24 protein-coding genes are annotated in these 19,928 nt (G+C 67.4%); 9 read left to right on the plus strand and 15 right to left on the minus strand.

Annotated elements, in window-relative coordinates; genetic code table 11:
* Positions 1 to 5: 5 nt before the first annotated feature.
* Complete coding sequence (locus tag ACW173_RS19460) at positions 6 to 1,463, minus strand: coniferyl aldehyde dehydrogenase (protein ID WP_492081729.1); 1,458 nt, start codon at positions 1,461 to 1,463, stop codon at positions 6 to 8.
* Between the two features lie 195 nt (positions 1,464 to 1,658).
* Here ACW173_RS19460 and ACW173_RS19465 point away from each other — a divergent pair, with 195 nt between their 5' ends.
* Together ACW173_RS19465 and ACW173_RS19470 are read left to right on the plus strand one after the other, a co-directional pair.
* Positions 1,659 to 2,720, plus strand: a complete 1,062-nt coding sequence (locus tag ACW173_RS19465; protein ID WP_492081730.1) for a GGDEF domain-containing protein — start codon at positions 1,659 to 1,661, stop codon at positions 2,718 to 2,720.
* 152 nt (positions 2,721 to 2,872) lie between these two features.
* A complete protein-coding gene (locus ACW173_RS19470; RefSeq protein ID WP_492081731.1) occupies positions 2,873 to 3,676 on the plus strand; it encodes an enoyl-CoA hydratase/isomerase in 804 nt (267 codons plus the stop codon).
* On the opposite strand, the gene ACW173_RS19475 is transcribed toward ACW173_RS19470, so the two are convergent.
* From ACW173_RS19475 to ACW173_RS19485, 3 genes are read right to left on the minus strand one after another with little or no spacing between them, the layout of a single operon-like run.
* Positions 3,663 to 4,070: an ACT domain-containing protein gene (locus ACW173_RS19475; protein ID WP_492081732.1), complete on the minus strand. Its 408-nt coding sequence runs from the start codon at positions 4,068 to 4,070 to the stop codon at positions 3,663 to 3,665. The genes ACW173_RS19470 and ACW173_RS19475 overlap by 14 nt on opposite strands.
* Complete coding sequence (locus ACW173_RS19480; protein ID WP_492081733.1) at positions 4,067 to 4,471, minus strand: DUF6165 family protein; 405 nt, start codon at positions 4,469 to 4,471, stop codon at positions 4,067 to 4,069. Before ACW173_RS19480 ends, ACW173_RS19475 begins: the two co-directional genes overlap by 4 nt.
* Positions 4,472 to 5,446: a glycosyltransferase family 9 protein gene (locus ACW173_RS19485; RefSeq protein WP_492081734.1), complete on the minus strand. Its 975-nt coding sequence runs from the start codon at positions 5,444 to 5,446 to the stop codon at positions 4,472 to 4,474.
* Positions 5,447 to 5,546: 100 nt separating this feature from the next.
* Here ACW173_RS19485 and ACW173_RS19490 point away from each other — a divergent pair, with 100 nt between their 5' ends.
* Together ACW173_RS19490 and ACW173_RS19495 are read left to right on the plus strand one after the other, a co-directional pair.
* A complete protein-coding gene (locus ACW173_RS19490; RefSeq protein ID WP_492081735.1) occupies positions 5,547 to 6,107 on the plus strand; it encodes a TetR/AcrR family transcriptional regulator in 561 nt (186 codons plus the stop codon).
* A gap of 14 nt (positions 6,108 to 6,121) precedes the next feature.
* On the plus strand, positions 6,122 to 6,904 hold the full coding sequence (locus ACW173_RS19495) for a lysophospholipid acyltransferase family protein (protein ID WP_492081736.1): 783 nt from the start codon (positions 6,122 to 6,124) through the stop codon (positions 6,902 to 6,904).
* On the opposite strand, the gene ACW173_RS19500 is transcribed toward ACW173_RS19495, so the two are convergent.
* Genes ACW173_RS19500 through ACW173_RS19545 form a run of 10 tightly spaced genes read right to left on the minus strand, consistent with a single transcriptional unit; the run spans position 6,901 to position 14,335 of the window.
* The gene (locus ACW173_RS19500) at positions 6,901 to 7,101 is read right to left on the minus strand and encodes a hypothetical protein (RefSeq protein ID WP_492081737.1); all 201 of its coding nucleotides are present in this window, start codon (positions 7,099 to 7,101) and stop codon (positions 6,901 to 6,903) included. The two genes, ACW173_RS19495 and ACW173_RS19500, sit on opposite strands and share 4 nt — an antisense overlap.
* Positions 7,101 to 7,493: a HesB/IscA family protein gene (locus tag ACW173_RS19505; protein WP_492081738.1), complete on the minus strand. Its 393-nt coding sequence runs from the start codon at positions 7,491 to 7,493 to the stop codon at positions 7,101 to 7,103. Before ACW173_RS19505 ends, ACW173_RS19500 begins: the two co-directional genes overlap by 1 nt.
* A gap of 14 nt (positions 7,494 to 7,507) precedes the next feature.
* Complete coding sequence (locus ACW173_RS19510) at positions 7,508 to 7,882, minus strand: SUF system Fe-S cluster assembly protein (protein WP_492081739.1); 375 nt, start codon at positions 7,880 to 7,882, stop codon at positions 7,508 to 7,510.
* A gap of 7 nt (positions 7,883 to 7,889) precedes the next feature.
* Entirely contained in the window at positions 7,890 to 9,116 is a 1,227-nt protein-coding gene (locus ACW173_RS19515) for an aminotransferase class V-fold PLP-dependent enzyme (RefSeq protein WP_492081740.1), read from the minus strand.
* Positions 9,116 to 10,144 carry a Fe-S cluster assembly protein SufD gene (gene sufD / locus ACW173_RS19520; RefSeq protein ID WP_492081741.1) on the minus strand — a complete coding sequence of 343 codons (1,029 nt, stop codon included), beginning with the start codon at positions 10,142 to 10,144 and terminating at the stop codon, positions 9,116 to 9,118. The genes ACW173_RS19515 and sufD overlap by 1 nt, the downstream gene beginning before the upstream one ends.
* Positions 10,141 to 10,890, minus strand: a complete 750-nt coding sequence (gene sufC, locus ACW173_RS19525; RefSeq protein WP_492081742.1) for a Fe-S cluster assembly ATPase SufC — start codon at positions 10,888 to 10,890, stop codon at positions 10,141 to 10,143. The genes sufD and sufC overlap by 4 nt, the downstream gene beginning before the upstream one ends.
* Positions 10,883 to 11,272 (minus strand): hypothetical protein, encoded by a 390-nt coding sequence (locus ACW173_RS19530; protein ID WP_492081743.1) that lies wholly within the window; start codon positions 11,270 to 11,272, stop codon positions 10,883 to 10,885. Before ACW173_RS19530 ends, sufC begins: the two co-directional genes overlap by 8 nt.
* Positions 11,269 to 12,738 carry a Fe-S cluster assembly protein SufB gene (sufB, locus tag ACW173_RS19535; protein WP_492081744.1) on the minus strand — a complete coding sequence of 490 codons (1,470 nt, stop codon included), beginning with the start codon at positions 12,736 to 12,738 and terminating at the stop codon, positions 11,269 to 11,271. The genes ACW173_RS19530 and sufB overlap by 4 nt, the downstream gene beginning before the upstream one ends.
* Complete coding sequence (locus ACW173_RS19540) at positions 12,738 to 13,877, minus strand: cysteine desulfurase family protein (protein ID WP_492081745.1); 1,140 nt, start codon at positions 13,875 to 13,877, stop codon at positions 12,738 to 12,740. The genes sufB and ACW173_RS19540 overlap by 1 nt, the downstream gene beginning before the upstream one ends.
* On the minus strand, positions 13,874 to 14,335 hold the full coding sequence (locus ACW173_RS19545; RefSeq protein ID WP_492081746.1) for an Rrf2 family transcriptional regulator: 462 nt from the start codon (positions 14,333 to 14,335) through the stop codon (positions 13,874 to 13,876). The genes ACW173_RS19540 and ACW173_RS19545 overlap by 4 nt, the downstream gene beginning before the upstream one ends.
* Before the next feature lie 182 nt (positions 14,336 to 14,517).
* Between ACW173_RS19545 and ACW173_RS19550 the strand changes: the two genes are divergently transcribed.
* A complete protein-coding gene (locus tag ACW173_RS19550; protein WP_004615265.1) occupies positions 14,518 to 15,168 on the plus strand; it encodes an alpha/beta hydrolase in 651 nt (216 codons plus the stop codon).
* A 122-nt stretch (positions 15,169 to 15,290) separates the two neighbouring features.
* Positions 15,291 to 16,571: an NAD(P)/FAD-dependent oxidoreductase gene (locus ACW173_RS19555; RefSeq protein ID WP_492081747.1), complete on the plus strand. Its 1,281-nt coding sequence runs from the start codon at positions 15,291 to 15,293 to the stop codon at positions 16,569 to 16,571.
* On the opposite strand, the gene ACW173_RS19560 is transcribed toward ACW173_RS19555, so the two are convergent.
* Positions 16,572 to 17,672 carry an anhydro-N-acetylmuramic acid kinase gene (locus tag ACW173_RS19560; RefSeq protein ID WP_492081748.1) on the minus strand — a complete coding sequence of 367 codons (1,101 nt, stop codon included), beginning with the start codon at positions 17,670 to 17,672 and terminating at the stop codon, positions 16,572 to 16,574.
* Between the two features lie 41 nt (positions 17,673 to 17,713).
* Between ACW173_RS19560 and ACW173_RS19565 the strand changes: the two genes are divergently transcribed.
* From ACW173_RS19565 to ACW173_RS19575, 3 genes are all read left to right on the plus strand, one after another.
* On the plus strand, positions 17,714 to 17,764 hold the full coding sequence (locus ACW173_RS19565) for a hypothetical protein (RefSeq protein WP_024265744.1): 51 nt from the start codon (positions 17,714 to 17,716) through the stop codon (positions 17,762 to 17,764).
* 95 nt (positions 17,765 to 17,859) lie between these two features.
* Positions 17,860 to 19,197 carry a tyrosine--tRNA ligase gene (gene tyrS, locus ACW173_RS19570; protein WP_492081749.1) on the plus strand — a complete coding sequence of 446 codons (1,338 nt, stop codon included), beginning with the start codon at positions 17,860 to 17,862 and terminating at the stop codon, positions 19,195 to 19,197.
* A gap of 75 nt (positions 19,198 to 19,272) precedes the next feature.
* On the plus strand, positions 19,273 to 19,734 hold the full coding sequence (locus tag ACW173_RS19575) for a peroxiredoxin (protein ID WP_172271364.1): 462 nt from the start codon (positions 19,273 to 19,275) through the stop codon (positions 19,732 to 19,734).
* The last annotated feature ends 194 nt before the right edge of the window (positions 19,735 to 19,928 follow it).

A 19,928-nucleotide genomic window follows, 5' to 3' on the forward strand; every position in this document is an offset into this window, starting at 1 on the left:
TAGGCCTACCGTTTGATCTGTCCCGCCAGGTACTTGCGGATCCCCTCCCCGTACGGCGGGCGCAGGCCCAGCATCGGGGCGATGTCCTTCTTCAACTGCTGGAACACCGCCTTGCGGTGGCTGAACTCGCGGAAGCCGTCGTGGCCGTGATAGGCGCCCATGCCGGCCGGGCCGACCCCGCCGAACGGCAGGTCTTCCTGGGCGACGTGGAAGATCACGTCATTGACCGTGACGCCGCCGCTGGTCGTTCGCTCCAGCACCCGCTCCTTTTCGGCCTCGTCGGTCCCGAACCAGTACAGGGCCAGCGGCCGGTCGTGGGCGTTCACATAGTCCACCGCCTCGTCGACGCTCTTGTAGGTCTTCACCGGCAGCACCGGACCGAAGATCTCCTCCTGCATGACCTTCATGTCGTCGGTGGGATCCAGGATCAGGGTCGGGGCGATCTTGCGGTGCTCCTGCTGGGACAGGTCCTCGCCAGCCGGATTAATCTCGACGATCCGCGCGCCCTTGGCCCGGGCGTCGTCGACATAACCCTTCACCCGGTCGTAGTGGCGCTGGGCGACGACGGCCGTGTAATCGGGATTATCCTTCAGGGTCGGGAAGTAGCGGCCGACGGCGGCCTTGGCCTCCTCGACGAAGGTCTCGACCTGGTCCTGCGGCGCGAAGACATAGTCCGGCGCCAGGCAGATCTGACCGGCGTTCAGGGTCTTGCCGTTCATGATCCGCGCCGCGGCCGTGGCCATGTCGGCCCCGCGCGACAGGATCACCGGGCTCTTGCCGCCCAGCTCCAGGGTCACCGGCACCAGGTTCTCGGCCGCGGCCCGCATCACGTGCTTGGCCACCGAGGTCGCGCCGGTGAAGACCAGGTGGTCGAAGGCCAGTCCCGCGAACGCCTGACCCACTTCGGGTCCGCCGACAAAGACCGCGACCTCTTCCTGCGAGAACGCCTTGGCGAACATCGCCTTCAACAGGTCGGAGGTGGCTGGCGTATATTCCGACGGCTTGATCATCGCCCGGTTGCCGGCCGCGAAGATCCCGGCCAGCGGCGCGAAGGTCAGGTTCACCGGAAAGTTCCAGGGGCTGATCACCCCCACGACTCCCTTGGGCTGGTGCTGCACGGTGGCCTTGGCGCCGAACAGACCCAGGATCGCCGGGGTGGTCTTGCGCTTCTCGGGACGCGCCCACTTGGCGACGTTCTCGCGAGCGAACTTCAGCGGGCCGATCGAGCCGGCGACGTCGGTCAGGGCCGTCGCCTCGGGCGAGCGCGAGCCGAAGTCGGCGTTCACCGCCCTGGCGATCTCGGCCTGGTGGCCGACCAGCAGATCAATGGAGCGGTTCAGCCAGTCGATCCGCCTTTCGATGCTGGGCGGACCCTCTTTCAGATGCGCGGCTTTTTGGCGCTGCAACACGTCGTTCATCGCCGCCTTGTGGGCGTCGAAAGACAGATTCACCGGTGCATTCATGATCTTGTCGCTCCTCCCCACGGCCCCGCCTCGCAGGCGAAGTCTAGATTATCAGCGATCACCATGAGCGTGTGGACGAGCGCGCGCAAGTGAACGTTGTTCGTTCTTAACGCCTCGTAAGAACTCTTCAGTCTAAGGTCAGGCTCCAAGCGATCGGGGTTTCCGCAAGGGAAACCACCGATGGGGGAAGAAAAGATGTCGGACGTCGAAACCACGCTGCGCGGTCCCGAGGCTTACAAGATCGCCTCGCGCGCCTTGGAGCTCATGGAACGCCACCAGGTGTGGCCGACCGCGCTGAACTTCGAGCTGTGGACCCACTATGTCGCCGACCCGGACGGCGCCCTGGCCCGTGAGCTGACCCGTCTGATTTCCCTTGGCGAGCCGATGACCGAGCTGGTCAGCGAAGAGCTGGCCGCGACCTATCTGCCCAAGGCCCGCCTGAACGAACAGATCCGCGACGCGGGCGACATCCTGTCCAAGGAACTGGAAGCCGTCTCCAAGGCCATCCAGAACGCCCAGAAGTCGAACGCCGCCTTCGGCAAGGAACTGGCCGGCGCGACCAAGAACCTCGACAAGTCGACCGACGTCGAGGCCATCAAGGCCGTGGTCGGCAACCTGGCCGAGGCCACCCGCCGCGTGCACAAGGAAAACCAGTCGCTGGAAACGCGTCTGGCCGACTCCACCGCCGAGGTCGAGCGCCTGCGCGAGCACCTGGAACAGGTCCGCCGCGACGCCACCACCGACGGCCTGACCAACCTGGCCAACCGCAAGGCCTTCGACGAAGAGCTGGACCGCGCCTGCCAGGACGCCGACGACAGCGGCACGACGATCTGCCTGGCCGTGCTCGACATCGACCATTTCAAGGGCTTCAACGACACCTGGGGCCACCAGACCGGCGACCAGGTCATCCGCTATGTCGCCTCGGTGATCGGCCGCGTCGCCGCCCCGCCGCGCTTCGCCGCCCGCTACGGCGGCGAGGAATTCGCCATGATCTTCCCGCGCGAAGCCGCCTCGGTCGTCGCCATGACCCTGGAAGAGATCCGCGTCGAGGTCTCCTCGCGCATGCTCAAGCGCCGCTCGACCAATGAGGACCTGGGCGCCATCACCATTTCGTCGGGTTTCGCCGAGCGTGCGCCGGGCGAGACCGGCCACTCGATCATGGAACGCGCCGACGCGGCGCTCTACGCCTCCAAGCGCGGCGGCCGCAATCGCGTCACGGCGGCGGAATCGATGCCGGCCTCGGCCAACGCGGCCTAATCAGCTTCAGCAGAAGACCTACCTGGCGCCGCCGTTCCGTGAGGATCGGCGGCGTTTCCTTGTGAAGATTCCGCTTTCCTTGGAAGATTCCACTGGCCTTCCCAAGGGGCAAAGGCGCCTAGACTCTCCCAAAGACCAAGGGAGGTTTCGCCGTGGACTATCAGAAGATCCGTGTCTCGACGCAGGACGGCGTCGCCACCGTCACCCTGGCCGATCCCGCGACCTTGAACGCGGCCAGCCTGGAGATCGCGCGCGAGCTGATCCACGCCTTCTCGTCCATAGCGGCCGGCAAGGTCGAGGCCCGCGCGGTGATCCTGACCGGCGAAGGCCGCGGCTTCTGCTCGGGGGCCAACCTGTCAGGCGGCGGCGCGGCGGGGCGTGAGCTGGACGTCGATGGCAAGCCCGACGCTGGCTCGGCGCTGGAGAATACCTACAATCCGCTGATGACCCTGCTGCGCGACTTCCCGCTGCCGATCGTCACGGCGGTGAACGGTCCGGCGGCCGGGGTCGGCTGCTCGATCGCGCTGATGGGCGACATCATCGTGGCGGGCGAAAGCGCCTATTTCCTTCAGGCCTTCCGTCGCATCGGCCTGGTGCCAGACGGCGGCTCGACCTACCTGCTGCCGCGCCTGATCGGCAAGGCGCGGGCCATGGAGATGATGCTGCTGGGCGACAAGATCCCGGCCGCCACCGCGCTCCAGTGGGGCCTGGTCAACCGCTGCGTCCCGGACGACCAGCTGGTCCCGACCGCCCACGCGCTGGCCCTCGAACTGGCCAAGGGCCCGGCGGCGCTGGGCGCGATCCGCAAGCTGGTCTGGGACAGCCTCGACAGCGACTGGACCGGCCAGTTGCACGCCGAGCGCAAGGCCCAGAAGCTCGCCGGCAAGACGGAGGACTTCCTCGAAGGCGTCAGCGCCTTCCTCCAGAAACGCGCGGCCGCGTTCAAGGGGCGGTAGCATCCGCCTGTAGCGCCAGCAGAACGGCCACGGCCTCGTCGGCGCGGTCGGCGGGCACGAAGACATGGTCGTGGTTCAGGGCAGCGACCATGTTGCAGGCGATCCCAGCCTGAGCAAGCGCCGTGGCCACGGCGGCGGTCAGGCCGACGCCGTCGAGGGCCGAGTAGACGTTGAGGGTGATCAGGGCCATCGGCGCCTCGACCGCAAAGCCCGCCGCCTGGGCCGCGCCCAGCTCGAGGATCAGGCTGACGCCTTCGGCCTCGCGGAACATGGCCAGCGGGTCCAGCGCGGCCCAATCGCGGTCGCCGGCGGCGCAGAAGACGTACTGGCCGCTCTTCAGCATGGGCGTCATGCCAGAGACCATTTCCTGAGCATCGCGAACGACTTGCGTCATTCTTTCGAGGTCGTGAGATAGGGCTTGTAGCTCTTCTCTTCGACGATCTCCGAACCGGCGGCTTCGTTGATGGCGCGCTTGATGGCGGCGCGCTGGTCGTTGTCGATATAGACGCGGCGGGCCAGGGCGACGAAGTCCGGGCCGAAGTCCTGGCGGCGCTCGCAGTCGCGCTTGCCGTCCTCGATGTCCCACAGGGCGGCGTTGACCGTGGTCAGAGCCTCGGTCAGGCGGGCGATCTCGGCGCTGTCGGGCAGGTGCTCGGCCGCCGTGGCCTCCAGCAGGGCCAGCTCCTTGCGGACATTGGCTTCCTTGGCCGGGTCGCCGATGCGCTGGGCCTTGACCCGCAGGATGGTGATCTTGTCGACCAGTTCGCCCGCCGAGATCGGCGCGAGGATGGACATTCAGGAGGCTCCGGAGACCAGCTTCTGGAGGGCGTCCCAGGCCGCATTGACCGGCAGGGCGCCCATGCCGCTTCCGTAGTCCTCCGCGACCAGCATCTCAAGTCGCTGGGCGGCGGGGCGGAACTTCACCGACTTGCGGCGGTCCTGCTGCAGCGACAGCAGCGGCGCGCCGCCGGCGGCCAGCATGTGGCCGGGACCGGCGTCGTTGGCGACACCCGCCGCCAGGCGTCCAGCCAGCGCGATGACCAGCAGCGGTCCCTTCACGGTCGTGAAGCCGTCCGTGCGGTTGCGCTCGGGCTGCAGGGCCCGCGGGACCTTCAGCGCGGCCATTGCGGCGTCCTCGGCCTCGTCGGGGCCGAAGAAGAACACCGGGGTCCAGCCCTTGGCGGCGACGCGGCGGGCCAGCTCCAGATAGTTCTCCAGCGGCCAGCGCTTGTCCTGACCGCCCGCGCCGGGCGCCAGGCCGACATAGGTTGGACCGGCCGGCAGCAGGGCCTCGGCGGCCTTCAGGGCGTCGGGGTTGGCCAGGGCCAGAGGACGCGGCGCGCCCTGCCCGTCCGTGGCCAAGCTCAGCAGCCGCGCCAGACGATCGGTGACCGCCACCGGCCAGTCCTTGTCCCTCGCATGTCGGGCGGCAGACACGAACCGGCCTGAAGCGCCACGCCGGGCGACGCCGCTGCGGCCGATATGCTCCTGGGTGTCGATGACCAGGTCGAACTTGCGGCCGCCGAACGGCTTGCACCACGGCATGGCGTCCAGCGGACGCCCACCGTTCGAGCCCTCTAGGATCAGCTCATCGATATAGCCGGCCACCACGCCCTTCAGCGGGCCGGCATAGACCGTCTCGACCTTGGCCGCGCACCAGCTGACGCGCGCGTCCGGGAACGCCGCCCGCAGGCCGGCAATGAAGGGCAGCTTGATCAGGCCGTCGCCGATCACCTCGCCCATCGAATAGATCAGAACCGTCTGGACCATGGGCGTGTGTCGCCGCGTCGCGACGCCGGGTCAATCACGATCACGACAATGTAAGTGAACACTCACTTGCATTTCAATGTCGCCGTGCGATGCTCTCCTGATGAGCGCCAAGCCCCGCATCGAACGCGCCGCCCTCGAGGCCTTCGTCGTCGAAGGCGTCGACGCGACCACCACCAAGACCATAGCCGCCCGCGCCGGCGTCTCCGAAGGCGCGATCTATCGCCACTGGAAGAGCAAGGACGCACTGGCGGTCGGCCTGTTCATGGACTGCCACCGCCGCCTCTCGACCCTGATCGAGGACGAAGCCACCGCCGCCGACGGCATCAAGGCCAAGGCCGCCGCCCTCGTGCACGCCTATTGCGCCGTGGCCGACGAGGACTGGCTGCTGTTCTCGTTCCACCTGCTGCAGCTGCACCACTTCCTGCCCTACTATCAGGAGGATGGCCGCGACCCGGTCACCCTGGTCGAGAGCCTGATCAAGCGGGCGATGATCAACGCCGAGCTGCCGCCGGGCGACCCGCGCGTGCTGGCGGCCATGGCCATCGGCGTCATCACCCAGACCGCCCAGAACAAGGCCTATGGCCGCCTGGGCGCCGACGCCCTGTCGGCCCACGCCCCCCTCATGACCGCGGCCGTCCAGGCCGTGCTCTTCGCCCGCTGAAGGACGACACCGATATGCGCAGCGCGCTGTTCAACGCCTATTACTGGGTCCTGTCGATCTTCTACGGCCTGTCGGCCGCCTTCGCCGCCCTGGCGCCCGGCCGCGAGCCCGTGGCCTTCGCCCTGCGACTCTACAGCCAGCGGATGCTGTGGGCGCTGGACGTGTTCGCCGGCGTGCAGGTGCGACTGAACGGCCAGGAGAACCTGCCGGCCGGCCCCTTCATCATCGCCGCCAAGCACCACAGCTGGGGCGACGGCTTCGTGATGTTCGCCAATGTCGACAACCTCAGCTTCGTCACCGGCGACCACCTGGAGAAGTTCCCGCTGGTCGGGGCGATCCTGAAGAAGTTCGGCGCCATCGTCGTCGACAGCTGCGGCGGTCCGGAAGCGCGCAAGGCCCTGTCGGAAAGCGCCGCCCAGGTCGCCGCCGAGGGGCGTCGCATCCTGATCTTCCCCGAGGGCCACCTGGCCAAGCCGGGCGAGCATTTCCGCTACCGGACGGGCGTCTACTACATGAGCAAGGACTTCGGCCTGCCGGTCGTGCCGGTGGCGACGAACCTGGGCTGTTTCTGGCGGCAGAAGGACAAGAAGAAGACCCCCGGCGTGGCGACCGTCCAGTTCCTGCCGCCCCTGCCCCAAGGCCTGGAGAAGGCCGAGTTCATGCAGCGCCTGGAAACGACCATCGAAGGCCGCACAAATGAGCTGATCGCGGAAGCGCGCGGCGAGCCGGTGAAGCCGTCGGCGTTGGTGGAAGCGACGGCGCCGTCAGCGCCTAAGGCGGCGCGGGCGTCCGCCTAGACCTCGACCGGGCACTCGGCGGGCACGCCAGCGAACGTGCCCTCGGCCCGGCGCCTGGCGAAATGAGTCTGGGCGCAGCCGCTGGAGCAGAGCAGGCCGGTGTCCGACCAGTACAGCGGCGCCTCGTCCTCATGCTTGAAGCCCGGCGCGCCCCAGGCCAGGCCGCATTCGACGCAGGACGGGGTCTTGGCCAGCATCAGTCCAGGACCTCGGGCGCCGGCTGGATCGTGACGCTTTCGCCGCAGCCACAGGCGTCGGTTTCGTTCGGATTGTGGAACACGAACTTCGACGACAGCTTGGTGATCTCGTAGTCGATCTCGGTCCCGATCAGGAATAGCACCGCCTTGGGTTCGATCAGGATCGTGACGTCCTTGTCCTCGACCACTTCGTCCATCGGGCCGCGCTCGGCGGCATATTCGAAGACGTATTCCGAACCCGCGCAGCCGCCGTTCTTCACGCCCACGCGCAGGCCGGCGTAAGGTTTGTCGGCGCGAGCCATGATCTCCTTCACGCGCGCGGCCGCGGCGTCGGTCAGGGTGACGACCTTGGGGCGCGGGCGGCGGGGACGTGCGGTGATCGCGGTTTCCATGAGTTTCGAACCGATCAGAACATGTTCAGTTGCAGCTTGGCCTCGTCACTCATCCGCGAGGCGTCCCACGGCGGCTCGAAGACCAGCTCGACATTGCACGACTTCAGGCCCGGGATCTCCATGACCGCGTCACGCACCCAGCCCGGCATCTCGCCAGCCACCGGGCAGCCTGGAGCGGTCAGGGTCATGTCGATGGCGACGTCCTTGGAGTCGCTGACATCGACCTTGTAGATCAGGCCCAGCTCATAGATGTCGACCGGAATTTCCGGGTCGTAGACGGACTTCAGCTTCTCGATCAGCAGGTCCGTGAGCTTGTTCAGCTCGTCCTTCGAAAGCGCCGTGGGCGCTTCAGCGGAAATGGGCTCGGGCGTGGCGGCGGCGTCGGTCATGGGCGGCTCAACTGAAGAAACTGCGGGCCTTGGCCAGCGCGTCCACGAACGCGTCGGCTTCGGCCTCGGTGTTATATAGGGCGAACGAAGCGCGCGCGCTCGAGGTGACGCCAAAACGGCGCATCAAGGGCTCGGCGCAATGGGTGCCGGCGCGGACGGCGACGCCGTACCGGTCCAGCACCTGGGCGATGTCGTGGGCGTGGGCGCCCTCGACCGTGAACGACAGCACCGCGCCCTTGCCGGGCGCCTCGCCCAGGATCCGCACGCCGTTGACGCCGCGCAGCTGCTCGGCGACGCGTTCGTACAGGGCATGCTCGTGGGCGAAGATCGCGTCGCGATCCAGGCCGTTCAGCCATTCGATCGCCGCGCCCAGGCCGACGGCCTCCAGGATGGCCGGGGTGCCGGCCTCGAAGCGGTGCGGCGGGTCGGCGTAGGTGATGCGGTCCATCGAGACCGAGCCGATCATCTCGCCGCCGCCCTGGTACGGCGGCAGGGCCGCCAGGCTCTCGGCCTTGCCGTAGAGCACGCCGATGCCCGTCGGGCCGTACAGCTTGTGGCCGGAGAAGACGTAGAAATCGACATCCAGGGCTTTGACGTCGACCTTGGCGTGGACGATGGCCTGGCAGCCGTCCAGCAGCACTGGCGCGCCGGAGGCGTGGGCCAGGCGGACAATCTCGGCGACGTCGTTGACCGTGCCCAGCACGTTCGACATGTGGGTGACGGCGACCATCTTGGTCTTTTCCGACAGCAGACCCTTGAAGGCCTCCATGTCCAAGCGGCCGTCGTCCAGCACCGGGATGAACTTCAGCACGACGCCCTTGCGCTCGCGCAGGAAGTGCCACGGCACGATGTTGGCGTGGTGCTCCATCTCGGAGATCACGATCTCGTCGCCGGCGTTCAGGCTCAGGCCGAACGAGGCCGCGACCAGGTTCACCGCTTCGGTGGCGCTCTTGGTCCAGACGACTTCGTCGCGCTCGGCGTTGATGAACTTGGCGACCGTTTCGCGGGCCTTTTCATAGGCTTCCGTCGTTTCGTTCGCGAGGGTGTGCAGGCCGCGATGGACGTTGGCGTACGAGGTGCGGGCCAGGCCGGTCATGGCGTCCAGCACCGCGTCGGGCTTCTGGGCGCTGGCGGCGCTGTCCAGATAGATCAGCGGCTTGCCATGCACGGTGCGCCGCAGGATCGGGAACTGGGCGCGGATCGCCCCAATGTCGAAGGGAGCGTCGAGAGCCATTACTCCGGGCTCCCCAGCTTCTTGGCGACCCAGGCGGCGGCGATGGCGCGGGCGCCGTCGTGCTCGATGCGCTCGACCACCTCGCCGACGAAGGCGACGGTCAGCATGGCCTTGGCCTCGGCTTCCGGGATGCCGCGCTGGCGGGCGTAGAAGATGGCCTGCTCGTCCAGCGCGCCGATCGTGTTGCCGTGAGCGCACGAGACGTCATCGGCGAAGATCAGCAGTTCCGGCTTGGCGTCGATCTCGGCTTTGTCCGACAGGATCAGGGCGTGGTGGCCCATCCGCGCGTCGGTCTGGTCGGCGCCGGGCGAAACCACGATGCGGCCCTGGAAGACCCCGCGCGCCTGATCGTTGACCATGCCCTTGGTGAGCTGGCTGGTGACGCCGTCGACGCCGGCGTGGGTGACGACGGTGGTCTGGTCGGCGTGGCGTTGGCCGTCCAATAGATAGACGCCGTCCAGGCGGGCCTGGGCGTGCGCGCCGGGATGGCTGACACGGGTCTCGATCCGCTGGCGGCGCGCGCCCGAGGTCAGGACGGTCTGGGCGTAGGTCGCGCCGGGGGCCAGGGCGACCTCGGCGGTGACGACATTGATCGCCTCGGCGTCGTCCTCGACCAGCACGATGCGCTCAATCGAAGCGCCCTCGCCCACGGCGATGTCGAGCGTGACGTCGGAGACGTAAGCCGAGGCTCGGCCTTCGTGGCTTTCCAGCAGGACCAGGGTCTCGCCGGCCTTCACGACCAAGCTGTGGCTGGCGGTTTGCGAGGCCTTGTCGGCCAGGGCGATGAAGCGCAGGGCCGAGACGCCCGAGACGGTCTCGGCGCCCGCGGCGCGGCGGCCGTTGACGAACACAGTCTCGGTCGACGTCAGGTCGGCGAACGGCCCAGCCGGAACCTCGCCGTCATGCGCCGGCGCGGCCGGCGGCAGGGCCCGCAGCAGGCCCCGCAGGTCGGTCCAGCGCCAATCCTCGTCGCGCCGCGAGGGCAGCGCGGTCAGGTCGCCAGTCTCAAGGGCGGTCGAAAGGGTCAAGCCGCCGCTCCGACGTAGCGGTCGTAGCCCTCGGCTTCCAGCTGCAGGGCCAGTTCCGGACCGCCCGAGGCCACGATGCGGCCGGCGGCCAGCACGTGGACCTTGTCGGGTTTGATGTAGTCCAGCAGGCGCTGGTAGTGGGTGATCACCAGCATGCCGCGATCGGGACCGCGCAGGGCGTTGACGCCTTCGGAGACGATCTTCAGGGCGTCGATGTCCAGGCCGCTGTCGGTCTCGTCCAGGATCAGGAACTTCGGCGAAAGCATCGCCATTTGAAGGATTTCCATCCGCTTCTTCTCGCCGCCCGAGAAGCCGACGTTCAGGCCGCGCTTGAGCATCTCGAAGTCGATCTTCAGCGAGGCGGCCTTTTCCTTGGCCAGCTTCAGGAAGGCCGGGGCGGCGATCTCGTCCTCGCCGCGCGCGCGACGCTGGGCGTTCAGCGCGGTGCGGATGAAGGTCAGGGCTGGAACGCCAGGGATTTCAAGTGGATACTGGAACGACAGGAACAAACCCTTGGCCGCCCGCTCATTGGGCTCCAGCGCCAGCAGGTCGTCGCCGTTCAGGCTGGCCGAGCCCTCGGTCACCTCGTAGCCGCCACGGCCGCTCAGCACGTAGGACAGGGTCGACTTGCCGGCGCCATTGGGCCCCATGATCGCGTGGACCTCGCCGGCCGGCACGTCCAGCGTGACACCCTTCAGGATCGGCTTGTCCTCGACACGGGCGTGAAGGTTCTGGATCTTAAGCATGGGTCTCGTTGAGTTTTCTGTATTCCGCGTCGTGGCCCGCGAAGGTTCCGGCGACGGCGATCTGGCCTTGGATGGCGGCGTTTAACAGCGAAAGATCCTCGGGCGGGATCCAGTATTCCTCGTGCCCAGGCGTGCCCGAGACCTTGTTCTCGTAGGCGTCCAGGAAGACCTTGGAGACCGCGAACCGGACGACATAGCCGCGTCGATAGGTCGTGTGGGCGGCGTTCCAGTTCTGCGCCAGCTGGGCCGCGAAGGCCTCGCTGGTGACGGGACGGAAGATCGGCTGCTCGATGTCGTGCGGCGGAAAGGCCTTCCAGCCCGACGCCTTGATATCCTGCAGCTCCTCCATGCCGACCGGCTGGTAGAGCGTGACGGCGGTCATCCGACGCTGCCCTCCAGGCTAATCGCCACCAGCTTCTGGGCCTCGACGGCGAATTCCATGGGCAGTTGCTGCAGCACGTCCTTGACGAAGCCGTTGACCAGCAGGGCCACGGCCTCCTCCTGGGAAAGGCCGCGCTGCTGGCAGTAGAACAGCTGGTCGTCCGACAGGCGCGTGGTCGTGGCCTCGTGCTCGAACACCGACTGGCCGTTGCGGGCTTCGATATAGGGCACGGTGTGGGCCGCGCACTCCTTGCCGATGAGCAAGGAGTCGCACTGTGTGAAGTTGCGCGCGCCCTTGGCCTTGGGGTGAGCCGAAACCAGACCGCGATAGGTGCTGGTCGACTTGCCGGCGCTGATGCCCTTGGCGACGATCCGCGAGCGGGTGTTGGCGCCCAGGTGGATCATCTTGGTGCCGGTGTCGGCCTGTTGATGACCGTTGGTCACGGCGATCGAGTAGAACTCGCCGGAGGACCCTTCCCCACGCAAAACGCAGGACGGATACTTCCAGGTGATGGCCGAGCCGGTCTCGACTTGGGTCCACGACACCTTGGAGCGGTCGCCTCGGCAGTCGGCGCGCTTGGTGACGAAGTTGTAGATGCCGCCCTTGCCGGTCTCGGGATCGCCCGGGTACCAGTTCTGGACCGTCGAATATTTGATCTCCGCGTCGTCCAGCAGGACGAGCTCGACCACGGCCGCGTGTAGCTGGTTCTCGTCGCGCATCGGGGCCGTGCAGCCCTCGAGGTACGAACAATAGGCGCCCTTGTCGGCGATGATCAGGGTGCGCTCGAACTGGCCGGAATCCTTGGCGTTGATCCGGAAATAGGTCGACAGCTCCATCGGGCAGCGCACGCCCGGCGGGATGTAGACGAACGAGCCGTCGGAGAAGACCGCGCTATTGAGGCAGGCGAAATAGTTGTCCGAGGTCGGCACGACCGAGCCGAGGTACTGGCGCACCAGCTCCGGATGTTCGCGGATCGCCTCGCTCATCGAGCAGAAGATGACGCCGACAGCCGCCAGTTCCTTCTTGAAGGTCGTGACGACGCTGACGCTATCGAACACCGCGTCGACGGCGTAGCGCGGCGCGCCCTCGACGCCGGCCAGGACCTCCTGCTCCTTCAGCGGGATGCCCAGCTTAGTGTAGACGGCCAGGATGTCGGGATCGACCTCGTCGAGGCTCTTCGGCCCCTCCTTGGTCTTGGGCGCGGCGTAATAATAGGAATCTTGGTAGTCGATCTTGGGGAAGTTGACCTTCGCCCAGGTCGGTTCTTCCAGCTCGAGCCAACGGCGATAGGCCTCCAGACGCCAGTCCAGCATCCACTGGGGCTCATCCTTCTTCGCCGAGATGAAGCGCACGATGTCCTCGGAGAGGCCCTTGGGGGCGAACTCCTGATCGATGTCCGTGGTGAAGCCGTGCTCGTATTTCTCGAGCGCGGCGACGGTTTCGACAGTCTCTTTGACCGCGGCCATTACGCCACCTCCCGGCGCCGGGCGCCGATACGCTTCCAGGCGGCGAGCCAGGCGTCGCCGCACTTGATCCAATCTTCTTCCGTGCTGGCCCAGCCGCCACTGACACGCAGGGCGAACGGAGCCAGGTCAGGCCGACCCATGGCTTCCACCACGCGGCTGGCCTTGACCTTGCCCGACGAGCAGGCGCTGCCGGCGCTGACCATGACCCCGGCCAGGTCCATGTTCATGACCTGGACCTCGGAGCCGAAGCCCTCGCCCGCGAAGCACAACGTCTGGGGCAGGCGATCAGCGCCCTCCCCGAGCACGATCGCGCCTTGGGCCTTGAGCCGTTCGGCCAAGGCGTCGCGCCAATGGGACAGTTCGACCATCGACGCAAGGCTTTCCCGCGCCACGCGGGCGGCCGCGCCGAAGGCGGCGATGCCCGCTACGTTCTCGGTGCCGGCCCGCCGGCCACGCTCCTGGCCGCCGCCGTGCTGGCGACGGGCGACGGTGGCGCGAGTTCCCGCGACCAGGGCGCCGACGCCCTGCGGGCCGCCCAGCTTGTGAGCCGACAAGGCCATGGTGTCGGCGCCGAGGGCGGAGAAGTCGACGGGGATCTTGCCGGCGGCCTGGACGGCGTCGACGTGCAGCCAGCCATCGGCGGCGCGGACCAGCCTGGAGGCCTCGGCCACCGGCTGAATGACGCCCGTCTCGTTGTTGGCCAGCATCAGGCAGACCAGGGTCTTGCCCGGAACTTCAAGCGCTTGCGCCAGCCAGGCCAGGTCGGCGACGCCATTGCCGTCGACAGGCATGAGCTCGACCGGCAGGCCAGACGCCCTGGCCGTCTCGACCACGGCGTCGTGCTCGATGGCGCTGATGATGATGCGGTGAACGCCCGTCACCTTGGCGCTCTCGATAGCCAGGGCGTTGGACTCGGTGCCACCACTGACGAAGGTCACCGAGCCGGCCGGTACGTCAACCAGGGCCCCGACCTCGGCGCGGGCCCGCTCGACCACGTCGCGCGCGGCGCGGCCGGCGGCGTGGACCGACGAGGGATTGGCCGGGCTCTCCAGGGCGCGCAGCAGCGCTTCCCTCGCCTCCGGCCGCAGAGGGGCCGTGGCGTTGTAGTCGAGATAGACCGATGTGCGGGGGATGCTCACTCGGCCGCGATCTCCATGGGCCCCGCCGGACGGAGTTTGCCCGCGAGGACGTCGGCCACCGAGACGCTGGCGAGGTAGCCATGGATCTGGCGGCCCATTTCTTCCCACAGGCCGTGGGTCATGCAGCGCTCGCCGCCGGCCATGCAGCCCTTGGCCTGACCCTTGGTGAAGTTGCAGCGCGTGGCGCGCAGCGGCTCGTCGACCGCCAGCACGATGTCGGAGATGAAGGTCTCGGCCGACGCCTTGGCCAGGCGATAGCCGCCGCCGGGGCCTCGGGCGCTGATCACCAGGCCCTTGCGGCGCAGGCGCGCGAAGAGCTGCTCCAGATACGACAGCGAGATCTGCTGGCGCGAGGCGATTTCGGCCAGGGCCACGGCGCGGCCCTCGCTTTCGTCCTGGCGCTTGGCCAGGTCGGTCATCGCCATGACCGCGTATCGACCTTTGGTGCTCAGGCGCATCGCCTTACCCCTTGCAGATTCCGCGCGCATCGGCTTTTGCGTGTGCTACAAGCCGCGACTTCGCGCGCGGGCCCTCCAGCCCGCGAACTGGTTGCGATCTAGGAAGACCAAGCGCAGTAGTCAAGTATTCCGACGAGCCAAATCGTTGGAGGACGGACCGCTGGCGAGCTCAAGGGAACGACATGCCTGATGTGATTTTGACCGGCGCGTCCGGGCGGATCGAAGGTCGCTATTCTCCGGGCAAGACCGAGACAGCGCCGATCGCGCTGATCCTGCATCCGCACCCGAAGGCCGGCGGTCACATGAACCACCCGGTGTCGGTGCAGCTGTATCACCTGTTCATGAAGCGCGGTTTCGCGACTCTGCGCTTCAATTTCCGCGGCGTGGGCCGCAGCCAGGGCGAGTTCGACGCCGGCATCGGCGAACTGGCCGACGCGGCCACGGCGCTGGACTGGCTGCAGACCAGCAACCCGGCCGCCAGCCAGACCTGGGTCGCCGGCTTCGACTTCGGCGCCTATATCGGCATGCAGCTGTTGATGCGTCGCCCCGAGACGGACGGCTTCATCTCGGTGTCGCCGCCGACCAACATGTACGACTTCAGCTTCCTGGCCCCCTGCCCGGCCTCGGGCCTGTTCCTGACGGGCTCGGCCGACACCATCACCCCGCCGGTCGAGGTGGAGCGCGTGGTCACCAAGCTGCGGACCCAGAAGGGCATCACGATCGACTACGAGGTCATCGACAAGGCCACCCACTTCTGGGCCGAGCACCTGCCCAGCGTCGAAAAGAGCGTCAGCGACTATCTCGACAAGCGTCTGGCGGAAAACCCGATCTAGACGATTTCAGAAGGCCTCCCTCCGGGGAGGCCTTTTTCGTTTTGTGCGGTGCGGCGTCGCTGGCGTAACGTGGGTCTCGCGCCTATATTTTCATCGTTTGATGAATATCAAGGGAAGCGGTGATGCACTACGACATCGTCATCGTCGGCGGGGGCGCCGGCGGACTGGAGCTGGCGTCGCGGCTGGGCCGCAGGCTCGGCGGCCGACACGGCAAGCGCCGGGTCCTGCTGATCGACCGCTCCAGCTTCCACATCTGGAAGCCGACTCTGCACGAGGTGGCGGCCGGCACGCTGGACGTCCACCAGGAAGGCATCTCCTATTCGATCCTGGGGCGCTCGAACGGCTTCAACTTTCTGCTCGGCGAGCTGGAGACCTTTGATCCCGTCGCCAAGCGACTGACCCTGAAGGCGATCGTGGCCGAGGACGGTCAGGTCCTGGCGCCCGAGCGCGCCATCACCTTCACTCATGGCGTACTGGCGATCGGCTCGGGTTCGAACCTCTTCGGCACGCCCGGCGCCGAGCGGGCCCACCTGCTGGAGCGCACCGAGGACGCCGAGGCCTTCCACGCGCGGCTGCTGGCGGCCTTCACCAAGGCTTCGTTCTCGGCCGAGAAGATCATGCGCGTGGCCATCGTCGGCGGCGGCGCGACGGGCGTCGAGTTGTCGGCCGAACTGATCGAGGCCCATCGCGAGCTGCTGGGCAGCCTGGGCGATGAGCAGCGCTTCCGCCTGGACATCAGCGTTGTCGAGGCCGCGCCGCGCATCCTGGGCGGTCTGCCGCGGAAGATCGCCGACAAGGCCACGCTGGCCCTGGAGCGCAAGGGCGTGGCCGTGAAGACCGACGCCAAGGTCCTGGCCGTCCACGCCGATCGGCTGGAGACCAGCCAGGGCGACATCCCGGCCGACTTGATCGTCTGGGCCGCCGGCGTCAAGGCGGCCGAGGCCAATGCGGATTTCGGTCTGGAGACCAATCGCGGCAACCAATTCGTGGTCAACGACCATCTGGAAACCTCCGCGCCGGACGTGTGGGCCCTGGGCGACTGCGCCGCCGCGCCGTGGAAGGACGGCAAGACCATCCCCGCCCGCGCCCAGGCCGCGCACCAGCAGGCTAGCTACCTGGAACGCGCCCTGATCGCCCGGCTGCACCAGGGCCGGATCGCCGCGCCATTCGTCTATCGCGACTTCGGCTCGCTGGTGTCGCTGGGCAATGACAAGGGCGTCGGCGCGCTGATGGGCGGACTGGGCGGCCCGAACTTCTTCGTCGAGGGCCTGATCGCCAAGTGGGCCTACATGTCTCTGCACCTGGATCACCATCGGGCGATCCTGGGCGTGGGACGAACGGTGACCCTGGCCCTGGCGCGGTTGCTACAGCAGCGGGTGTCGGGACGGCTGAAGCTGCATTGACTAGGGCTGGACGATCCGCCCACCGGTCATTGGCGCCTTCACCCCTGTGGTTCCGGGGAAGCTGATTGGCAAGCCCTTGGCCGTGCGCGCGGCCAGGTAGGCGAAGGCTTCGGCCTCGATGCTGTCGCCGCGCCAGCCGTAGTCCTCCGCGGTCTTGACCGGCACCGGGGCGCGTTCGGTCAGCACCTTCATGATCTGCGGATTGTGGCGCCCGCCACCGCAAACGATCAGGGCGCTGGGCCGCGCGCCATGGTCAAAGGCCTTGATCACCGCCTCGGCCGTGAAGGCGACCAGCGTGGCGGCGGCGTCCTCGGCCGACAGCGGCTCGACCAGGTCCAGCGGGAAGTCGTACCGGTCCAGCGACTTGGGCGCGGGACCGGCGAAGTAGGCGCTGGCCAGGAAGGTGTCGAGGATCGCCTGGTCCACCCGGCCCGACGCGGCCAGACGACCATTCTCGTCGAAACGACCGAGGCCCCGCTCCTGCAGCATCAGGTCGATCATGCCGTTGCCGGGCCCAGTGTCGAAGGCCAGCAGATTGTCCTCACCGATCAGGGTGATGTTGGCCACCCCGCCGATGTTCAGCGCCGCCACCGGCGCGGCCAGGCCCGAGGCGCGGGCGCGGGCCGCGTGATAGATCGGGGCCAGCGGCGCCCCCTGCCCGCCGGCCGCCACGTCGGCGGTGCGGAAGTCGAAGGCCACCGGGCGGCCCGTCGCCTTGGCCAGACGCCCCGCGTCCAGCAGCTGCACCGTGCGGCCGATCCTCTCTGGCGTCGGACGCTCGTGCAGCACCGTCTGGCCATGCACGCCCAGCAGGTCGAAGTCGGTCCAGGCCAGGCCATGCTCTGCCAGGAAACTCTCGGCGGCATGAAAATGCTCGTCGGCGACGGCGCGGGCGGCCTCGCCGAAGATGTCCGGCGCCGGCTTGTCGCGCGGCCAGCCGCGCGCGACCTCGGTGGCGACCAGCAAGAGGTCGCGGGTCTCCTCGCGGAGTTTTCTTTCGCCGGCGGGCCCGAAGCTCTGGATCTCTTCGCCGTCCGTTTCCAGCACCGCCATGTCGACCGCGTCGAGCGAGGTGCCGGTCATGAATCCAAGGATACGCATGGCACGTTGACTGCCACGGTCGCGAACGGGTAGCTAGACCCATGATCGACGCTTTCGTCCTGGCCCGTCCCTACTACCGCCCGCTGCCATAGCGGGAGGACGATCAGCCACGTCGCCACCCCGCCTCGCCGGGGTCGCTCCATTCCAAGTCGATCATGCGCTCCGGCCGCTTGCCCTGGAGCTTGAAATGAAACCCTCACATTCCCTCGATTTGGCGGACCTCGCCGTGCTAGACGGCCCGCCAAGCCATTCAGAGAGTCGAACCATGTCCGCCGCGTCTGCCTTCAAGTCGGAGTTCCTGCGAACCCTGGAGGCGCGCGGCTACATCCATCAGATCACTCACCCCGAGGAGCTGGACAACGCCGCGGCCAACGGAATCGTCACGGCCTACATCGGCTTCGACGCCACCGCGCCGTCCCTGCACGTCGGCAGCCTGATCCAGATCATGATGCTGCGCCGCCTGCAGCAGGCCGGTCACAAGCCGATCGTCCTGATGGGGGGCGGCACGACCAAGGTCGGCGACCCGACCGGCAAGGACGAGAGCCGCAAACTGCTGTCGGACGCCGACATCGCCGCCAATATCGCCGGCATCAAGCAGGTCTTCGCCCGCTTCCTGACCTTCGGCGATGGGCCCACCGACGCGATCATGGTCGACAATGACGAGTGGCTCTCGAAGTTCGGCTACGTCCAGTTCCTGCGCGACTACGGCGTGCACTTCACGGTCAACCGGATGCTGGCCTTCGACTCGGTCAAGCTGCGGCTCGAGCGCGAGCAGCCGATGACCTTCCTCGAATTCAACTACATGCTGATGCAGGCCACCGACTTCCTGGAGCTGAACCGCAAGTACAATTGCGTTCTGCAGATGGGCGGCTCGGACCAGTGGGGCAACATCCTGAACGGGGTGGAGCTGACGCGCCGCGTCGACCATAAGGCCGCCTTCGGCCTGACGACGCCGCTGCTGGCCACCGCCTCTGGCGCCAAGATGGGCAAGACCATGGCCGGCGCGGTGTGGCTGAACGCCGAACAACTGTCGCCGTACGACTACTGGCAGTTCTGGCGCAACACCGAGGACGCCGACGTTGGCCGCTTCCTGAAACTCTTCACCGACCTGCCGCTGGACAAGATCGCCGAACTGGAAGCCCTGGAAGGCGCCCAGATCAACGACGCCAAGAAGGTGCTGGCGGACGAAGCCACCCGCATGGCCCACGGCGAGGACGAGGCCCGCAAGGCGCGCGACGCCGCCGAGAAGGCCTTCGAGCAAGGCGCGCTGTCGGCCGACCTGCCGACCTACGAGGTCCCGGCCGCCGAACTGGAAGCCGGCGTCGTGCTGGCGGCCCTGTTCACCGACGCCGGCTTGGCCGCCTCGCGCGGCGAGGCCCGTCGCCTCGCCCAGGGCGGCGGCGTCAAGGTCAACGACAAGGCCGAGGCCGACGCCAACCGCGTCATCACCTCGGCGGACCTGGTCGAAGGCGTGGTCAAGCTGGCGGCCGGCAAGAAGAAGATCGTCTTGGTGAAGCCTGTTTAGTTATGGGTTGATTGTGCTCCCGGCCCTGGCGTAGCCAAGGGCCGGGGTAACCCCTTCTACCTGGAGACGCGTTCGATGCTGCAGCCCGGCGACAAGGCCCCCGATTTCGACCTGCCGACCGACACCGGCCGCGTCAGCCTGGCCGGCCTGAAGGGCAAGAACGTCGTCCTGTACTTCTATCCTAAGGACGACACCGCTGGCTGCACGTCCGAGGCCCTGCAGTTCTCGTCGGAAGTCGAGGAATTCCAGAAGCTGGGCGCGGTGATCGTCGGCGTGTCCAAGGACAGCGCCGCCTCGCACGCCAAGTTCCGCAAGAAGCACGACCTGACCATCGAGCTTGCCGCCGACCCGCTGGGCGACATCGTCGAGGCCTATGGCGCCTGGGTCGAGAAGAGCATGTACGGGCGCAAGTACATGGGCATCGACCGCTCGACCTTCCTGATCGACCGCGAAGGCGTCGTCCGCGAGGTCTGGCGCAAGGTCAAGGTCCCCGGCCACATCAAGGCCGTGATGAACGCCGCCAAGGCCATCAAATAAAATTCGCCTCGCTTTTTTCGTCTCTGAGGGGAACCACCTCGTCGCGGAGGTGTTGTATCCGCGCCTCAACCTGTGACCTTTCCGCGAAAGCGCAGCCTTAACGGGTGACGTTCGCGGTCAGGAAACGTTAAGGATCGAGGCGCAATGTTATATTTTGCGACTCGCGCTCACTTGGGGCGCGAAGAGTCTTGCAC

It is taken from the genome of Caulobacter sp. ALps2 (genome assembly GCF_058681635.1).